The sequence below is a fragment of the Ventosimonas gracilis genome, assembly GCF_001580025.1.
Lineage (GTDB): Bacteria > Pseudomonadota > Gammaproteobacteria > Pseudomonadales > Pseudomonadaceae > Ventosimonas > Ventosimonas gracilis.
Genome location: NZ_LSZO01000166.1, coordinates 37,645 through 55,206 on the forward strand (window position 1 = coordinate 37,645; position 17,562 = coordinate 55,206).

Below are 17,562 nucleotides of genomic sequence, written 5' to 3' on the forward strand. Positions count from 1 at the left end.
TACAGCCTTTGGCATGCGATTTGTGGGCATCCTGGTCGTAATGGCGTGAATGGGTAGTGGCCGGATACAGTCGATTGACCTGACCGCCGCCACTCGCTGAAATACCGCACTCCATCCCATAGACAAGGAAACAGCATGAGCGGCAAGCGGGTGGCGTTGGTTTTGGGGTCGGGCGGGGCGCGCGGTTATACGCATATCGGCGTGATCGATGAGTTGCTGGCTCGCGGTTATCAGATTGACTGCATCGCCGGTTGCTCAATGGGCGCACTGATAGGTGGCATTTACGCCGCAGGTAAACTGGATGACTACCGGCAGTGGGTAGAAGGCCTGGATTATCTGGACGTGCTGCGCTTGCTCGACCTTGGCTCGCGTCTGGGTGCCATTCGCGGTGAAAAGGTCTTTGGCCGCATCCGTGAGATGCTAGGCGAGGTCAATATCGAGGATTTGCCGATTGCCTATACCGCGGTCGCCACAGACCTGACCAATCAGCAGGAAATTTGGTTTCAAGAGGGCTGTCTGCATCAGGCCATGCGGGCGTCGGCGGCCATTCCCAGCCTGTTTACCCCGGCACAACAAGGCAGCCGCATGCTGGTTGATGGTGGGCTGCTTAATCCGCTACCGATAGTGCCGGTGGTTTCCAGTCACTGTGACTTGATTATCGCGGTCAATCTCAATGCAGGCCACAACCCCGGCTACCATCTGCCCGCCGTGGAGCGCCCGCCGCAGTTAAAAGAGCGCGCCGCGCAATTGCGCCATTCGCTGAGCACTCGTCTGCCGTTTCGTGACAGGGAAGAAAAAACGCCGCCCACCCTGCCGGATAAGGCCGATAAGGTTGTAAACGGTAACGGCAACTTTGCCCCCAGCACACTGCTCGAATTGGTTGGGCAGAGCTTTGAAGTGATGCAAAATTCCTTGGCACACTACAAAGTCGCGGGTTATCCGCCGGATGTGCTGATTAACGTGCCGCGCACCCTTTGCCGGTTTTTTGAGTTTCACAAAGCGCCGGAAATTATCAAACTGGGTCGGCAAATCGCCCGTGACAGCTTAAGCCGCTTTGAGTGCGGCATTAGCCCGTAAACTTGATATGCCAAATTGGTTTAAAGATGCAGGCTTTGTCGGTGGAAAGCCTTGGAATTTCGCCAATAATGGGGATTACTGGCACAGGATGCATCCCCCAGCATCCCGCCAGTCGGTTACGTTGATTAACGTGACTGTCCCGCCTTTAAATTTATCCGGGTTCATCTCTCCCCCACGGAACCCGGTTTTTTTATCAGGGTTGCGCGCAAGACCTCGCTCTTCAGAGGGTGTCGCAAAAGGCTCCGCTAGCGGATTTCTGCTACGGATTGATTTTATTTATATCAATAAAATCATGTGGTTAAAAATTTAATTCCAGAATAAATGAGTTCTCTGCCCCTTTCGCGACAGCCTCTTCAGGGCGAGGATGGATAGCGCGGACGGCGCAGCCGTCCTTCTTGCGCAGCTCATCAGTGTTGTTTTTCATAGATCGACCTATACTGTCAGGCATGCAACGTCTGCAAGCCTACCAATACGAACTGATACCGGATGGGCAGCAAAAGCGCGATATGAGCCGCTTTGCTGGTTCGTGCCGGTTTGTCTATAACAAAGCGCTGGCGTTGCAGAAGGAGCGCGACGAGGCCGATAAGCAAACGCAGTTCAGCTATACGATGCTGGCAAATCGGCTACCTGCGTGGAAGCGCGAGCTTGCCTGGTTGAAGTTCTCGCCTGCGCAGACTTTGCAGCAATCGCTCAAAGACCTTGAGCGGGCGTATGCCAATTTTTTTGCCAAACGGGCGGAATTTCCACGGTTCAAAAGGAAGGGCGTGCGCGACAGCTTCCGCTATCCGCAGCCGCAACAAATCAAACTGGACGAAGCGAACGGGCGGATATTTTTGCCTAAGCTGGGCTGGCTGCGCTATCGCAACAGCAGAAATATTCAGGGCCAAGTGCGCAATGCCACGGTATCGCTGCGGGCGGGACGGTGGTTTGTGTCGATACAGACCGAGCGGGAAGTGAATAAGCCATTGCCCGAAGCCACCAGCGCCATTGGCATTGATGTTGGCATTGCCCGTTTTGCCACGCTCTCGGACAGCAGCTACCTTGCGCCGCTCAACAGTTTCAAGCGGCATGAAACGGCGCTGAAGAAGGCGCAGCAGTCAATGAGCCGAAAGGAGAAATTCAGCAGTAATTGGAGGAAAGCCAAACGCAAGGTTCAGCGCCTGCACGCCCGCATCGGCCACGCCCGCCATGACTACCTGCACAAAGCCACAACCACGATCAGCCAAAACCACGCGATAGTGTGTATTGAGGATTTGCAGGTACGCAATATGTCGAAATCGGCGGCGGGAACAAGCGAAGAACCGGGGCGCAACGTCAAAGCCAAATCAGGGCTGAATAAAGCGATTCTGGATCAGGGTTGGTTCGAGTTTCGGCGGCAGTTGCAATACAAGCTGGACTGGAACGGCGGCATACTGATAGCCGTGCCACTGCAAAATACCAGCCGAACCTGTCCCGTATGCGGGCATATCTCAAAGGACAACCGCCAGACGCAAGCGGAATTTGTATGTGTCGAATGCGATTATGAAAACAATGCCGATGTCGTCGGCGCGATCAACATATTAAGGGCAGGACATGCCCGGTTCGCCTGTGAAGTGAATCCTGAAGTAAGGGATCAGCAGCAGGAACCCGCCGAGGTGATTCAGCTGGGCAAATGCCTCGCTGGACGCGGTAGGAATCCCCTTGTTTTAACAAGGGGAGGATGTCAAAGATGAAGATTTGAATAACTGCTGAAAATTAGCCGTGGTTTGCGAGGCCAGTTCTTGCCAACCAATACCGCGAAGTTCGGCGATAAATTCGGCGACTTCGCGCACATACTGCGGCAGATTCGGCTTGCCGCGATAAGGCACAGGCGCAAGATAAGGCGCGTCGGTTTCTATCAGCAAACGTTCCAGCGGCACTTTTTGCGCGACTTCGCGCAGTGCACCTGCATTGCGAAAGGTGACAATGCCAGACAGCGAGATATAAAAACCCATATCGAGCGCGGCTTTTGCCATCGGCCAGTCTTCGGTAAAACAGTGCATGACACCGGCTTGCGGCAGAGCGGCTTCACGCAATAAATCCAAAGTATCCTGCCGCGCGGCGCGGGTATGCACCACAACCGGCAAGCCACTGATACGCGCGGCTTGCAAATGCAAGCGAAACGCCTGTTGCTGCATAGCGGCGTTGTCTACTGCGTGGTGATAATCCAGACCGGTCTCGCCAATAGCCACCACCTTGGGATGATTAACCTCAGCAAGCAGCCAATCCAGCGTAAGTGCGCCTTCGCCGTCTTCAATATCGAGCGGATGCACGCCAACCGAGCAATCTACCTCTGCGTATTGCTGCGCCAAGGTTTTAACCGTTGCCGCGTTATCACGGCTCACGCCGATGCAGAGAAAATGCGAAACGCCACGTGCACGCGCCGCCTTCAACGCCGCATCCAACGAGCCGTCGTGCGCGTCAAGATTTAAGCGGTCAAGGTGACAATGCGAATCCACCAGCATGTTTAAAACCTTTACATCGTGTAATTGGGGTGATCTGAGTTCAGCACGCGGATCAACAGGGTTTCAATCTTGATGCGCGTAGCTTGATCTTTTGCGCTCAGTTGTACGCCGATACCGGGTTTTCTGTGACCTTGGCTGCCTTGCGGAGTGATCCAAACCACTTTGCCAGTCAGCGGGATTTGCTCCGGTTCATTGATAAGGCTCAGTAAAACAAATACCTCATCACCCAAACGGTACGGCTTTAAGGTGGGGATAAACAACCCGCCGTTTTTAACAAAAGGCATCCAGCAGGCATAGAGCGTGGCGTTGTCTCTAATGGCAAAGGGCAAAATACCGCCGCGTCCCATCATGGAAGGTGAACTCATCGAAGGCTCCGTTATTACTTGGAAGGCTAAAAACACAATACTACCGTCTGGCACAATCTCTTGCAGCAGGCTTATCATGCGCCGCTTTTAGGGAAGTCGTAACTGATGCGGGTATTGGGGCTGGAAACCTCCTGTGATGAAACCGGCGTGGCTCTTTATGACAGCGAGCAGGGACTGCTCGCCGATGCGCTGTTCAGTCAGATTGACCTGCACCGCGGGTACGGTGGTGTGGTGCCGGAACTCGCCTCGCGCGACCATCTTAAGCGGCTGCTGCCGCTGATTCGCCAAGTCCTGGATAAGGCCAAAACCTCGCCCGCTGACTTGCACGGTATCGCCTATACGGCAGGGCCCGGTCTAGTCGGCGCACTGCTGGTCGGCGCTTCATGTGGCAAGGCGCTGGCGATGGCTTGGGGCATTCCGGCGCTCGGCGTGCATCATATGGAAGGCCACTTGCTCGCGCCGATGCTGGAAGCCGCGCCGCCGTCCTTTCCCTGTATCGCGCTGCTGGTTTCCGGCGGACATACCCAACTGGTACGTATTGATGCCATTGGCCGCTACCAACTGCTCGGCGAATCGCTGGACGATGCCGCCGGTGAAGCCTTCGACAAAACCGCCAAACTGCTGGGGCTTAACTACCCCGGCGGGCCAGAAATTGCCCGCCTTGCCTTGCGCGGAAACCTTGGCCGCTTTGTCTTCCCAAGACCCATGACCGACCGCCCCGGCCTTGACATGAGTTTTAGCGGATTAAAAACCTTCACCCTAAACACTTGGCAAAACTGCGTATCTGCTGGCGATAACAGCGAGCAAACGCGCTGCGACATTGCCTTGGCTTTTCAGCAGGCAGTGGTGGAAACGCTCGCCATCAAATGCCAGCGAGCGTTGCAACAAAGCGGTCTTAAACATCTTTTGATAGCCGGTGGAGTCAGCGCCAATGCTGCGCTGCGCGAGCGCCTTGCGGCCATGCTGCAAAAAACCGGTGGGCAAGTGTTCTACGCCCGCCCCGAATTTTGTACCGACAATGGCGCGATGATTGCCTATGCGGGCTGCCAGCGCCTGCTCGCAGGTCAGCGCGAAGACTTAAAGATTAACGTCCGCGCCCGCTGGCCGCTGGCCGAACTGCCTGCGCTGGAGGCTGAGCATGGATAAAGTCTTTATTGAAGGATTGGAAGTTGCGGTAAAGATCGGCGCTTACGAGTTTGAACGCGCCATTATTCAGTGCCTGCACCTTGATTTAACCTGCGCCTTTGACATCCGCCCCGCCGCAGCTACCGACGACTTAAGTAAAGCGCTGGACTACGCCGCACTTGCCGAAAGTATCCAGCAGTTTGCGCAAAGCGTGCAATTTGAATTGCTGGAAACCTTTGCCGAACGCTTAGCCCAACATTTGCTGGGCGAATTTAATTTGCCCTGGCTGCGCTTAAAACTGGTTAAACCCGGCGTCAACCCGCTCGCCCAGCGTGTTGGGCTTGAAATTGAGCGACCTTGCAGTGACTGAGATTTTTTTGGGATTGGGCAGCAATCACCAACGCGAGCAGCACCTGTGCGCGGCACTGGATGCACTGGCCGATTTTTTAACCGGCCTTTGCTGCTCGCCGGTCTTTGAAAGCGAGCCGGTAGGCTTTAAAGGGGGAAACTTCTACAACCTCGTCGCCCGTGCGCAAACCGATTGGCCGCTCGCTGAGCTTTCTAAGCGGCTAAAAACCATCGAAGCCGACAATGGCCGCTACGCGCCGAATCGCCAAGGTTTACCGCTGGATATCGATGTGCTGCTCTACGGCGATAGCGTCGGCACAGCACAAGGTATTGTGCTGCCGCGTGCGGAAATCCTGAAAAACGCCTTTGTTCTCTGGCCGCTTGCTCTGCTCGCACCCTGCCACTTGCACCCCGGGCAAAACAAAACCTTTGCGCAGCTTTGGCAACAAATGCCCAAAACGCAGCGCCTGTGGCCGGTTGCCTTTAACTGGCGCAATCAGCCATTAACGCCCAAGGCTTTGCTCGACCGCTAATACGACCTTTTTGTGCACTATCCGGCGAACGCTAGATACTGCACGATATGCGCCGCACGGGAGCCCAGCTTGCGCAGTAACTCCCGCAAAAATGTCCGCCAAAGGGTGGGCAAGCAGAAAACCGAGCACAAACCCGCATCAAGCGGCAGGAGACAGGTAAAAATGCCTGAAAATACCCGCATCCAACCTGCCGCCTAATAACCAGGGGTATTACCGATGTACTGGCGGTAACGCTCTGCATTCTCTATTAATTGCACATCGGTCAGGCGCTCAAGGCCACTGAGGAAAAAGCCCGGCAGATAGCGCATGTCGACCCGAAAGGCCAACACTTCAAAAGGACTGGTCAGCTCTTCAAGGGTGCGTCCATATCGGCCACCCTTTTGGTAGTCGGAGGCTTTGGAGAACGTCGAAACCGCGATGCTCAGGGTTTTCCCCGCTACGGCCCGCCCTCCGCCATAGGCCCATCCGTCTGCAAAGACATCGTCAATCCACTGTTTGAGAAGTGCTGTGCAGTTGTACCACTGCATTGGAAACTGCAGCACAATCCGATCGTGCGCCTCAATTAATCGTTGCTCTTCTGCGATGTCAATCTTGCCGTCAGGATAGCGGCTGTACAGATCGATAACCGTCACACCAGGCAAGCCGGTTATGGCTTTGAACCAAGTGGCATTGACACGCGAGTTCGACAGGCCCGGGTGCGCTACAACGACTAATGTCTTGGTCAACTCAACCTCCTCGTGCACCGAGCACTCTGGTGCAACTTCTCCTGCTTTAGATTTCTTGACCCGCTTCTTTGAAACGACGCCCGGTGACGTACTTCACACCCAGCGATGTAATAATTTCTGGATAAGCGCGACCAGGGGCTTTGCGGCGCTTGAGAATCTCGATAGTGGTGGAGTTCATGCCGCAGGCGAGCTCTGCCAGTGCTTTACCAAAGGCGGCGCCGCGGGATACGCCGGTACCGTTGCAGATGCCGGTGCCATAGACGTTTTCAGCCAACTCACCCCAGATCATTCCGCCATTCTGGGAAAGGGTCAGCAGCCCGCCCCAGCTTGCCTCAAAGCCCATTGAGGCAAGCTCCGGATAACGCCGATCGAAGGAAACCTGCTGTTGCACACGCGCTTGCTGTACATCGTCCACAGTGGTCTTGTACTGCTTGGCGTAGGAATAGACATTGCGAAAGAACAGGCGGTTATCGTTGGTACGCCGCACTGTTGTGCCGAAGCTGTTCGCCGGAATCAGCCCGAATGGACCTGCGCCACACTGGGTCAGCTCCTTGTCGGTCAGCACGCGCGTCATGCTGGCGAAGGTGTAGACCGGAATGACCGAGTTTTTGTGAAAGCCAAAGCGGGTCAGATAGCCGGACGCACAGATGATCACTTTCTTGGCTCTGATTACGGCATTTTGCGTTTCAAACAGGTGCTGCGGCTTGCCGAACTGCGCGGAGCGAATCACCGTGTTTTCGTGAATCCTGACGTTCTGCGGCAGAGCGCGAGCGGCGTTGATCAGGTACTTTGCCGGCTGGATCAGCACGGTGCCGGGGTGATGCAGACCCTTGATGTAGTGCTTGCTGCCGGTCAATTCACGCATACCGTCCGCTTCGACCCAGCTATATTTTTGCCCCATCGCATCAAGCGCTTTGGCGAAGTGCCGCAAGTCCGCTACGCCATGATCGGTGGCGGCACTGTGGTACTTGCCTTGTGGATCCCAATCGCAGTCCACGCCTGCCTCGACCGCACTTTTCATGTAGGCGGTGCCTTCCAGATTGACGTGAAGCTCTTCCTGGTTGCCTTTCAAGTTCTCCACAAAATCTCGTTTACGCGGGTTATGAGCCAGGTCAATCGCAAAGCCCATGCAGCGCCCGGAGGCGTTATTGCCAATACGTCCAGCATCGACCAGCAGAACCTGCGCATCCGGATTGAGCTGCGCATAGCGGCGGGCGGCGTGCAGACCCATCCAGCCGGCACCGATCACCAAACATTCGCAAGTGACATTTCCTGCCAGAGGATTGAGCGGCAGCTCAATACCGCTGGCGAGATACCACCCTGAATCGGTTGGCTCAACCCGTGGAGGGGCAATGTCAATACGCTTTTGAGATGTAGAGGCCAAGGTTGTATCCCCTGAAATAAATATCGTTGTATGGACTTCTGCTTGATCGAACGTGCTATTCGATCCGAGTAGGTATTTTTAAGACGCCACTCTTCAGAGACTGGTCAATCACTTCATTTGCCATGAAACCCTCGCCTTTTTGCTCATCGAAAAAAATAGATGAATAATTTTTCTAAGATAATTATGCATACCAAAAAAATTTGCACTAATTTTTTAAGCAGATTCAGATCAAGCCGATAGAGTCGCTCAATGAGCTAACGAAGCGAGCACCCAGATCACTTCAACGCCCGTGTCTCCAGCGTTCGCGCAGAATCTAAAGAACAGTGCCCGGATGCGCCCTTTCTGAAGGTTTCCTGGACGGCAATTAGCGGGTTTGTCCCTTGCACTTCGCTAACCACGGGCACAGCGCACGGGGCACCATCAGGCGACCTTCACGCCAAGACATAGCATTACGAGGGGGAATGGGCTGTTTACTTCTGGCTTCCCTGATAGGGCAGCAGTGCAAAAGTCAGAAAGCGGGAGGCGCAATCACCCAAATCACTACGGTGTCGATTTCACCTGGGTTTTCCCAGCGGTAGGGTTCGTTGACGATGCGAAAGCTATCGCCCTCATGCAGTTCAAACAGCTGCTCATCAATCCACAAATTCAGCTGTCCTGAAATGATAAAACCTTCTTCTTCAGTGCCCCGAGTGCGCTTGGCAGTGAAGGTGGCGCCCGGCCGGATGGTGCTGCGGAACATCTCGAACTCGCCACCGATGGAGGGCGACAAACTCTCCTCAGTCAGGCCACCTGCCACAGAGCCCAAGCGTCGGCGGGCATTCGCCCTGACCACTCTGCCAACCTCGGCTGCGGGTTGTTCGTTGGTCATAAAGAACCAGTCGATGGGCACACCCAAGGTCAGAGCAATGCGCTTGAGGTCGGAAATGGGCACCTCCGCACGACCGCGCTCCAGTTGACTGATAAAGCTAATCGAGCGTCCGGTAGCAAGAGCGATTTCCGACAAGGTTTTGCAGCGCGCTTTGCGTAGTTTGCGGATCTCTTCTCCCAGCGCCACTCGATCCCGAGAAACATCACTTTCCAGCCCTTGATCGAGCAGGTCGGTGTTATCTATGCGCATTTACTACTCCTATCAAAGGACAAGTCTATGAAAAAATAAACTTATTATTGTCTTTAATAAAGAAAAATCACCATCGATTTTTTCTTTTGCCGTTCGATAACGCGTGATCATCACTCCCCTCGACAGGACCAAAATTCAAATGTTCTGCGACGCAGGCGGGATACCGTTGCGCTTCCTTCTCTCTGCCGGTCAAGCCAGTAACATCAGCGATGCCCAGCCTTTGCTGGACTAAGTCAGCAATCCCTCAAGCCAACCTGGTCGCCCGCAAGCGCTGTAAATGGTTGCTTGCCGACTCTGCGCTTAGCATGGTTAGCTACTGATGCCCACATCTCGCCCTATGGCTTAGTTTGACCTGAGAACCCTTTTTTCATGCTCACCGTCCACGATCTCATCGCTATAGCCCCATTGAAGCTCAAGGCCGCCGCTGGCCTGGCGGGTACGGCTCGCGTGATCACCTGGGCGCACACCGTAGACCTTCCGGATCCTTGGCGATGGGTTTCGCCTGGAGACCTCGTCATGACGACGGGTATTGGTCTTCCTGCAGAAGAACAAGCCCAAGTGGCGTGGCTGGAGCAACTGGTACAGAGCCACTCAAGCGCCCTCGTCGTTGCTGCACGGCCTGAGGCTCCTCCATTGTCACAGGCGCTACTTGATGCGGCCGACCGGCTGCTGTTTCCGGTCTTGCAAGCCAGCTTTGAACTGGAGTTCGTCAAACTCTCGCACTATGTGATCGAGAGCGTCCTGCAGGCGCAGCGCGAGCGCTTGAATGCGAGTGAGCGCCTATTCCAAACCTATGCCGACGCGCTACGAAAAGCAGCGGATATGACCGGTCGTTTGGGGATTTTAGCCCGCACGCTCGGGTTGGAGTTGGCGATAGAAGACAGTGAAACCGGCATAACCATAGTGCCTTGCATAAGCGGCTCAGCAAGCGGGCAGGTCGAGCGAATCCCCATCGGGGGACGCTCCCGCGCCAATCTGCTGATGACTCGTCCGAGCCAGCGCTCACTGGGTGACACCATCCTCGTACGATCTCTGGTTGGCCTACTGGGTGTTGAAATGGAGCGGTTGATGATCCAGCGTGACCAATTACGAGAAGAAGGGGCGGCACTCTTGCGCAGCTTGCTGGCCAGCGAAACCGAGTTCAGCCTCGCTAAACCCTTGCTGGATAGGCGCGGACTTAGCGGAAGCTTGGTAAGCCTGGCTATTCAGCCGGGTGTCGATGGAAGTCGAGATGCCGACGAGGTGCACCATGCTCCCGCCTTGCAGACAGTCTGCCCGTTGCTGCTGACAGACAACCGGATACTGCTGGCAATAAGCCGCGACGACCCAACGACTTTCGAGGCGCTGCGCAGCAACCTCGGGCGCGGCACCTTGATTGGCGTCAGCGGCCCGATCGCCACCGCTACCGGCTTTCGTGAAAGCGTGCGTCAGGCCCGATTGGCGCTTGCCCAAGCCGCCGAGTTAGACAGCACGGTCTTGCGCTACGGTGAGGCCGAGACGGGAATGATCATGGCACCGAAATCGCTCGCTGAAGCCAGGGCTCTGGTTGGACGGTATCTGGGACCATTGATCGAGCATGATCGTGCTCAGGGCGCAGCGCTTCTGACTACCTTGATGACCTTCCTCGACAACGACGGAAACTGGAAAGGAGCTGCCATTGACCTGAACATTCACCGACAAACGTTGGTATACCGACTGAAGCTTGTGGAACAACTCACTGGCATCAGGCCGACCACTACGCAAGGCATCGCACGTTTTTGGATAGCCATTCAGGCCGGTAGAAATACCGAGCTGCTTCAGCGCACGCACTGACCAATGCAGCATATGGCGAACGATCGTCTTTATAAAACAGACAACTCCGCTGCGTGGGCGGGGTTGGCAGTTGTTGGCCGCCGATGGTCTCAGCCTAAGCGCCAAAGATCCAGTTTATGATGCTATTGGCCATCGTTACTTTCACATCAAGAGGGGACGGCAACGCCCCCGAATACAAAAGAAGGTGTTCAATAGATCGCGTAAACCTTGCGTACGGTTTCCAGCACATCCCAGCGGCCGCTCCAACCTGGCGGCAGGATCACCAAGTCGCCGCCAGTGACCTCAACAACCTCTCCACTGCTGCTGTCGGTGAGCAGCGCCTTGCCGGAAATGATGTAGGTAAACTCGGTATCAGGACGATCGACCACAGGCCAGCCGCCAGGCTGGCATTCCCAGACGCCGAGGTTGCCGACTGCAGACGGCGCTTGCTGGCTGATGGCGATCTGCGGATCACCTTTGTCAGCACCGGCACGTTGGCCAGCCGGAGTCAGTGGCAAGGCCTTGATGTCGGCGTGCTTGAGGATGGTGAACGAAGTCATGTGAATTTCTCCTTATCAATGAGCGCCAGTCAGCTTTTCCAGCAGCATGGCGGTACGTGAAGGTTTGTGGGTATAGCGCTCCTCGATGTCACTCAAGGAAGCTGCGGCCAGGCCGCTGTTGATACCGAACCAGCGCAGCGGTTCAGGCTCCCAGGCAGGCGAATGGTGATTGACCAGGGGCAATCTGTTGATGTCCTCATCCTGCTCAAGGATAAGGTTGCGCAAGATGCGCCCGGCCAGGTTGCTGGTAGCTACACCGTCGCCGACGTAGTTGCCAGCCCACGCTATACGGCTGCTGCGATCGATGCTTACGGTCGGGCACCAGTCGCGGGACACACCTAGAGCGCCGCCCCACCGATGAGTGACACGGACGTCGCGCAGAGCTGGGAAGAACTCGATCATCGTGTCGTAAATCTTGCCGTGGATGCTGTCCACCATATCAGCTTGGTCGGGCATACTTGAACCCCATTTGTACGGTGCCCCACGACCGCCAAACACCAACCGCCCTTCAGCGGTGACTTGTCCATAGACGCGCAGATGGCGCATGTCGTTAAAGGCCATGCGGTGGTTCAGCCGCAACTTGGCCAGCAGGTCTGGCGGCAGCGGTTGGGTGGCCAGCACCAACGAGTAGAGCGGAATGACGAAGCGCGACTTACCCGGCTGTTGAGAGGTAAAAGCTTCGGTAGCACGAACAATCATCTCGGCTCGCACTGACCCCTGCTCTGTGTGCACCACACCAGGCGCCATCTGCAAGACCGCAGATTGCTCGTAAATCTTGGCACCCATGCTTTCGACCAATTGAGCCAGTCCGCGCACCAACTTGCCGGGATGAATCAGCGCGCAATGCTCGGTGTACAGACCGCCCAGCGTACCTTCAGCGCCAATGCTGGACCGAGCCTCAGTGCCTTCCAGCACTCGCCACTGATCCGGCAGGCCAAAACGTGCCGATGATTCGACTGCAGCACGCGCCCGCGCCATCTGTGGTGCGCTGCGAGCCAGGGAGAGAAAACCCTGCTTGGCGTAGTCGGCCTCGACGCCTTCCAAGGCAAGGACTCGACCGATCTCATCGACTGTCTCATTCATCGCCGACTGCAGATGCAGCGCAGCGTGATGGGAATACAGTTGCTCCACACGATGCAGAGAAATCGGGAAAATGGCCGAGGCCCAGCCCCCATTTCTTCCGGATGCGCCGAAACCCACCTCGCATTTCTCCAGCAACACCACACGCAGAGAGGGATTGCTTTTAAGCAAGTAATAGGCGGTCCACAGGCCTGTGTAGCCAGCACCGACGATCACGATATCCGCCTGAATGGCTCCATCCAGTCGTTCGCGCGATGGGGAAGGCGCATACCACAGCGGTTTATTGGGTAATTGGCACAGCTCAATTTTCGCAGACATGTTGATGTTGTCCCTAGACCGCCCGTTCTCGGGCTTGCCTGATGTAGCTTGAAAATGTTCATCCTACTTCTGACCCAGGCACAGCCGTTTTGGATAAACCAGCACAGGCGCGTCTCTGTGAGAGAAATCACTTAAGCCATATCGGCAGGATAAGCGGGGTGCGCGGCAGCAAACATGGCTGAAATCCAAGTTCTGAAGCTTGGATTTAGACAAATGTACAAAAAGCGCCGAGTCTAAAGGTTAATGCTGTAGTAGCGTATCAATACTGCAAACACTACAGCTTAAGCCACCTATCGCCAGCCTAAAAGCCCTCTTGCCCTTGGCTGGCTAATGCACATAGAGCCGCGCTACTATCCACCAGTAAACACACAAAGCAGGGGTAGCAAGGCTTTTGCTTACTCTAGCGTTTACCTTTTTCCACGCAAATAATCGACACGGAAACTCACCAAAGTATAACTATATGATTTTTAATAAAATCATTACTTCATATACAGCAATAAAAAGGATACTCGATGTATAAAGACCTAAAATTTCCCATTCTGATGGTTCACCACGACATCAAAGCCGACAGCGTCGCCGGGCAACGTCTGCGCGAGATAGCGCAGGCGTTAGAGCAAGATGGTTTTGTGATTTTGCCTACCGCCAGCGTGAAAGAAGGCCGCATTGTCGCCTCCACCCATCATGGCCTTGCCTGTATTTTGGTCGCGGCAGAAGGCGCTGGCGATAACCGCCGCTTGCTGGCCGATGTGATTGAACTTATCCGCGTGGCGCGCGTGCGTGCGCCTGGGTTGCCGATTTTTGCGCTGGGTGAACAAGTCACCATTGAAAACGCACCCGCCGAAGCCATGGCCGACCTTAACCAATTGCGCGGCATTTTGTATCTGTATGAAGACACCGTTTCCTTCCTCGCCCGTCAAGTGGCGCGTGCCGCTCGCGGTTATTTGCAGGAACTCTTGCCGCCGTTTTTCCGCGCTTTGGTCACCCATACTGCGCAGTCCAATTATTCCTGGCACACGCCCGGCCACGGCGGCGGCGTGGCGCTGCGCAAAAGTCCGGTCGGGCAAGCCTTTCACCAGTTCTTTGGGGAGAACACGCTGCGTTCGGATTTATCGGTTTCCGTGCCGGAACTCGGCTCGCTGCTCGACCACAGCGGCCCGCTCGCCGAGGCAGAAAGCCGCGCCGCGCGTAACTTCGGTGCCGACCACACGTTTTTTGTGATTAACGGCACCTCAACCGCCAACAAGATTGTCTGGCATGGCGTGGTAGGCCGTGATGACTTGGTATTGGTTGATCGCAACTGCCACAAATCCATTTTGCATTCCATCATCATGACGGGCGCGATACCGCTTTATCTCAATCCAGCGCGTAATGAACTGGGGATTATCGGGCCCATTGCGCTGTCCGAATTTTCCCCCGAGTCGATTGCCGCCAAAATCGAGCAAAGCCCGCTGGCGCGTGGGCGAGAAGCCAAAATCAAGCTTGCCGTGCTGACCAACTCCACCTACGACGGCCTTTGCTACAACGCAGCCAAGGTGCGCGAGGCGCTCAAAGACAGCGTCGAGGTGCTGCACTTTGACGAGGCCTGGTACGCCTACGCCGCGTTCCACCCGTTTTACGCCGGGCGCTACGGCATGGGCACACCGCCGCAGGAAGACTCGCCGCTGGTCTTCACCACCCACTCCACCCATAAACTGCTGGCCGCATTCAGTCAGGCATCGATGATTCACGTGCAAAACGGCGGCAAGCGCACGCTCGATACGCACCGCTTTAACGAGGCGTTTATGATGCACATCTCCACCTCGCCGCAGTACAGCATCCTCGCCTCATTGGATGTCGCCTCGGCGATGATGGAAGGACAAAGCGGGCGCTCCTTGGTACAGGAAACCTTTGACGAAGCGCTGGCCTTTCGCCGTGCGCTGGAAGGCTTGCGGCAGAACCTGCCCGAGGGCGACTGGTGGTTCGACATCTGGCAGCCGCCCGCCGTCAAAAAGACCGATCACGTGCAAACCGAGGACTGGCTGCTGCACTCCGGTGCCCATTGGCATGGCTTTGGCGAGCTGGCGGATGACTATGTGCTGCTTGACCCGATCAAAGTCACCTTGGTCATGCCCGGCTTAAGCACAGGTGGCTCGCCGCAAGCAAACGGCATTCCGGCCAATGTGGTCAGCAAATTTCTCTGGGAACGCGGGCTGGTGGTGGAAAAAACCGGCCTGTATTCCTTCTTGGTGCTGTTCTCGATGGGCATTACCAAGGGCAAATGGAGCACTTTGCTAACAGAACTGCTCAGCTTTAAAAACCTCTACGATCGTAACGCCCCGCTTAGCGAGAGCGTGCCCTCGTTGCTTAAAGAAGACGCTCGCTATGCCGGAATGGGGCTGCGCGATTTATGCCAGGCGCTGCACCAGTGCTATAGCGAAAACGCCACCGCCAAAGCCATGCGGCAGATGTACACCGCTCTACCAGAAGCCGTACTCAAACCCGCCGAGGCTTACGACCTGCTGGTACGCGGTGAGGTCGAAGCCGTCCCCGCCGAGCAACTCGAAGGGCGCATTGCCGCCGTAATGCTGGTGCCCTACCCGCCCGGCATTCCGCTGATTATGCCGGGCGAGCGCTTTACCGCCACCAGCCGCCCGATTATCGACTACCTGCGCTTTGCCCAAGACTTTGAGCAGCGCTTCCCCGGCTTTGGCGCCGATGTACACGGCCTGCAACAGGGGGAAAACGGCTATACCGCGCTGTGCTTAAAGCGTTAACCGGTTTTCCTCTCCCCAGCCCTTCTCCCACCAGTGGGAGAAGGGCGTCACTCAACCGGTGATAAGCCATCATTCATAGAGCCATTCTATAAAAGCTTCTAATCCCTATTGCCTGCATGGTCTTTTGCAGTGCAAAATACGTGTTTCTGTTAATGGAAGTACAGGAGGCTTGCTTGAATACTTTGGATTTAACCGGCAAAAAAGGCTTGATTGTCGGCATTGCCAACAGCAACAGCATCGCATGGGGCTGTGCCAACGCTTTTGCCAAGGCAGGCGCGGAACTTGCGGTGACCTGGTTTAACGACAAAGCACGCAAGCACGTAGAACCCTTGGCGCAAGAAGTCAAAGCCAGCATCACCGCCGCTTTGGATGTCGAGCAGCCAGAGCAAATGCAAGCGCTGTTTAAAACCATCGAACAGCAATGGGGCAGGCTTGACTTTATCCTGCATTCGATTGCCTTTGCGCCCAAAGAAGACCTGCACGGGCGCGTAGTGGATAGTTCCAGCGGCGGCTTTGCCCGTGCAATGGCGATCTCCTGTCATTCCTTTGCGCAGATGGCGCATCTGGCTGAGCCTTTAATGAAACAGGGCGGCAGTCTGCTGACCATGAGCTACGTCGGTGCCGAAGAAGTCATCCCCGACTACGGCATTATGGGGCCGGTCAAAGCCGCGCTGGAAGCCACCACCCGCTATTTGGCCAGCGAACTCGGGCCGAAAAATATCCGCGTCAATGCGGTCTCGCCCGGCCCACTTGCGACCCGCGCCGCTTCCGGCATTCCCAACTTTGATGCGCTGATGACGCAAGCCGTATCCCGTGCTCCGCTGCGCCGTTTGGTGGATATCGCCGATGTCGGCGAACTCTGCGCATTTTTGGTCAGCGATGCGGCGCGCAACATTACCGGCTCGACGCTCTATGTCGATGCCGGTTATCACATCCTGGGTTAAGGAGCGCGCATGAATACTGTTGATAGCGACTGCATCTGCCGCACCTTAAGCCGCCAGGCCAAAGCGCTTGGCAGCGTTCGCGTGGCCGTAGTGCATCCGTGCGACAGCGCTTCATTAGGCGGTGCATTGGATGCCCATCAGGCCGGATTGATTGAGCCGCTACTGGTCGGTCCCAAATCCAAACTGCAATCGCTGGCCGAGGAAAACGACTTTAACCTGGTAGGCATTGAAATCATTGACGCACCGCACAGCCACGCTGGCGCCGACTACGCCGTAACCTTGGCGGCCAAAGGCGAGGTGCAAGCGCTGATGAAAGGCAGTTTGCATACCGATGAGCTGATCAGCGCGGTACTGAAAAGCCAAAGCGGTGCACTGCGTACTAAACGGCGGCTATCACACTGCTTTGTACTGCAAACCCCGGCCTATCCGCGCCCGTTTATCGTCACTGACGCGGCAATTAACCTTGCACCCGATTTGGAGCAAAAGGCCGATATTGTCCGCAACGCCATTACCTTGGCGCACGCCATCGGCATTGCTTGCCCGAAAGTGGCGATTTTGGCGGCGGTGGAAACCATCAACCCGGCCATGCCCGCGACCTTGGATGCCGCCGCGCTGTGCAAAATGGCCGAACGCGGGCAGATTGAAGGCGCACAGCTCGACGGCCCACTGGCCTTTGACAACGCGGTATCCCTTGCCGCCGCACAGAGCAAAGGCATTAGCTCGCAAGTGGCAGGTCAGGCCGACATTCTGCTCGCACCGGATTTGGAAAGCGCCAATATGCTCGCCAAGCAACTGATGTTTATGGGAAATGCGAGCGGCGCGGGCATGGTGCTGGGCGCAAAAGTGCCGATTATGCTGACCAGCCGTGCCGATTCGAGAAAGTCCCGCATGGCTTCTTGCGCATTAGCGCTGCTGCTCGCCCAACATTTTCGCAACACCCCGCCCTAGGGCTGTTCCCC

The 17,562-nt window shown here is 56.0% G+C and carries 17 protein-coding genes and 1 pseudogene; 10 read left to right on the forward strand and 8 right to left on the reverse strand.

Annotated features, from left to right (window positions below; translation table 11 throughout):
• Positions 1–135 precede the first annotated feature (135 nt).
• On the forward strand, positions 136–1,077 hold the full coding sequence (locus AXE65_RS08415) for a patatin-like phospholipase family protein (protein WP_068390827.1): 942 nt from the start codon (positions 136–138) through the stop codon (positions 1,075–1,077).
• A 298-nt stretch (positions 1,078–1,375) separates the two neighbouring features.
• Here the strand turns inward: AXE65_RS08415 and AXE65_RS14310 are convergent, their stop codons facing one another.
• Entirely contained in the window at positions 1,376–1,501 is a 126-nt protein-coding gene (locus AXE65_RS14310; RefSeq protein ID WP_275574868.1) for a hypothetical protein, read from the reverse strand.
• A gap of 22 nt (positions 1,502–1,523) precedes the next feature.
• Between AXE65_RS14310 and AXE65_RS08420 the strand changes: the two genes are divergently transcribed.
• Positions 1,524–2,789: an RNA-guided endonuclease InsQ/TnpB family protein gene (locus AXE65_RS08420; protein ID WP_153015430.1), complete on the forward strand. Its 1,266-nt coding sequence runs from the start codon at positions 1,524–1,526 to the stop codon at positions 2,787–2,789.
• Here AXE65_RS08420 and AXE65_RS08425 read toward each other — a convergent pair.
• The gene (locus tag AXE65_RS08425; RefSeq protein ID WP_068390829.1) at positions 2,763–3,560 is read right to left on the reverse strand and encodes a TatD family hydrolase; all 798 of its coding nucleotides are present in this window, start codon (positions 3,558–3,560) and stop codon (positions 2,763–2,765) included. The two genes, AXE65_RS08420 and AXE65_RS08425, sit on opposite strands and share 27 nt — an antisense overlap.
• An 11-nt stretch (positions 3,561–3,571) precedes the next feature.
• Positions 3,572–3,925 carry a PilZ domain-containing protein gene (locus tag AXE65_RS08430; protein ID WP_068390961.1) on the reverse strand — a complete coding sequence of 118 codons (354 nt, stop codon included), beginning with the start codon at positions 3,923–3,925 and terminating at the stop codon, positions 3,572–3,574.
• A 105-nt stretch (positions 3,926–4,030) separates the two neighbouring features.
• Between AXE65_RS08430 and tsaD the strand changes: the two genes are divergently transcribed.
• The 3 genes from tsaD to folK are packed head-to-tail and all read left to right on the forward strand — an operon-like array spanning position 4,031 to position 5,931.
• Positions 4,031–5,071: a tRNA (adenosine(37)-N6)-threonylcarbamoyltransferase complex transferase subunit TsaD gene (tsaD, locus tag AXE65_RS08435; RefSeq protein WP_068390831.1), complete on the forward strand. Its 1,041-nt coding sequence runs from the start codon at positions 4,031–4,033 to the stop codon at positions 5,069–5,071.
• Complete coding sequence (folB, locus tag AXE65_RS08440; RefSeq protein ID WP_068390833.1) at positions 5,064–5,420, forward strand: dihydroneopterin aldolase; 357 nt, start codon at positions 5,064–5,066, stop codon at positions 5,418–5,420. The genes tsaD and folB overlap by 8 nt, the downstream gene beginning before the upstream one ends.
• A complete protein-coding gene (gene folK, locus AXE65_RS08445) occupies positions 5,413–5,931 on the forward strand; it encodes a 2-amino-4-hydroxy-6-hydroxymethyldihydropteridine diphosphokinase (protein WP_239685055.1) in 519 nt (172 codons plus the stop codon). Before folB ends, folK begins: the two co-directional genes overlap by 8 nt.
• 194 nt (positions 5,932–6,125) lie before the next feature.
• On the opposite strand, the gene AXE65_RS08450 is transcribed toward folK, so the two are convergent.
• The 3 genes from AXE65_RS08450 to AXE65_RS08460 all read right to left on the reverse strand — a co-directional run bounded on the left by AXE65_RS08450 (position 6,126) and on the right by AXE65_RS08460 (position 9,157).
• A complete protein-coding gene (locus AXE65_RS08450) occupies positions 6,126–6,656 on the reverse strand; it encodes an NAD(P)H-dependent oxidoreductase (protein WP_079214113.1) in 531 nt (176 codons plus the stop codon).
• 46 nt (positions 6,657–6,702) lie between these two features.
• Complete coding sequence (locus tag AXE65_RS08455) at positions 6,703–8,040, reverse strand: NAD(P)/FAD-dependent oxidoreductase (protein ID WP_204376542.1); 1,338 nt, start codon at positions 8,038–8,040, stop codon at positions 6,703–6,705.
• A gap of 508 nt (positions 8,041–8,548) precedes the next feature.
• A complete protein-coding gene (locus AXE65_RS08460; protein ID WP_068390840.1) occupies positions 8,549–9,157 on the reverse strand; it encodes a helix-turn-helix domain-containing protein in 609 nt (202 codons plus the stop codon).
• Positions 9,158–9,284: 127 nt separating this feature from the next.
• On the opposite strand from AXE65_RS08460, the pseudogene AXE65_RS13580 reads away from it, so the two are divergent.
• Both AXE65_RS13580 and AXE65_RS08465 read left to right on the forward strand, forming a co-directional pair.
• A pseudogene (locus tag AXE65_RS13580) lies at positions 9,285–9,450 on the forward strand (IS5/IS1182 family transposase); the annotation flags it as partial.
• Positions 9,451–9,526: 76 nt separating this feature from the next.
• Complete coding sequence (locus tag AXE65_RS08465) at positions 9,527–10,969, forward strand: PucR family transcriptional regulator (RefSeq protein WP_068390843.1); 1,443 nt, start codon at positions 9,527–9,529, stop codon at positions 10,967–10,969.
• A gap of 188 nt (positions 10,970–11,157) precedes the next feature.
• On the opposite strand, the gene AXE65_RS08470 is transcribed toward AXE65_RS08465, so the two are convergent.
• Together AXE65_RS08470 and AXE65_RS08475 are read right to left on the reverse strand one after the other, a co-directional pair.
• A complete protein-coding gene (locus AXE65_RS08470; protein WP_068390844.1) occupies positions 11,158–11,508 on the reverse strand; it encodes a cupin domain-containing protein in 351 nt (116 codons plus the stop codon).
• A gap of 15 nt (positions 11,509–11,523) precedes the next feature.
• On the reverse strand, positions 11,524–12,906 hold the full coding sequence (locus AXE65_RS08475) for an NAD(P)/FAD-dependent oxidoreductase (protein ID WP_079214107.1): 1,383 nt from the start codon (positions 12,904–12,906) through the stop codon (positions 11,524–11,526).
• 512 nt (positions 12,907–13,418) lie between these two features.
• Between AXE65_RS08475 and AXE65_RS08480 the strand changes: the two genes are divergently transcribed.
• The 3 genes from AXE65_RS08480 to AXE65_RS08490 all read left to right on the forward strand — a co-directional run bounded on the left by AXE65_RS08480 (position 13,419) and on the right by AXE65_RS08490 (position 17,551).
• Positions 13,419–15,659 carry an Orn/Lys/Arg family decarboxylase gene (locus tag AXE65_RS08480; protein ID WP_068390848.1) on the forward strand — a complete coding sequence of 747 codons (2,241 nt, stop codon included), beginning with the start codon at positions 13,419–13,421 and terminating at the stop codon, positions 15,657–15,659.
• 173 nt (positions 15,660–15,832) lie between these two features.
• Positions 15,833–16,603 (forward strand): enoyl-ACP reductase FabI, encoded by a 771-nt coding sequence (fabI, locus tag AXE65_RS08485; protein WP_153015432.1) that lies wholly within the window; start codon positions 15,833–15,835, stop codon positions 16,601–16,603.
• A gap of 9 nt (positions 16,604–16,612) precedes the next feature.
• A complete protein-coding gene (locus AXE65_RS08490; RefSeq protein WP_079214108.1) occupies positions 16,613–17,551 on the forward strand; it encodes a bifunctional enoyl-CoA hydratase/phosphate acetyltransferase in 939 nt (312 codons plus the stop codon).
• Positions 17,552–17,562 lie beyond the last annotated feature (11 nt).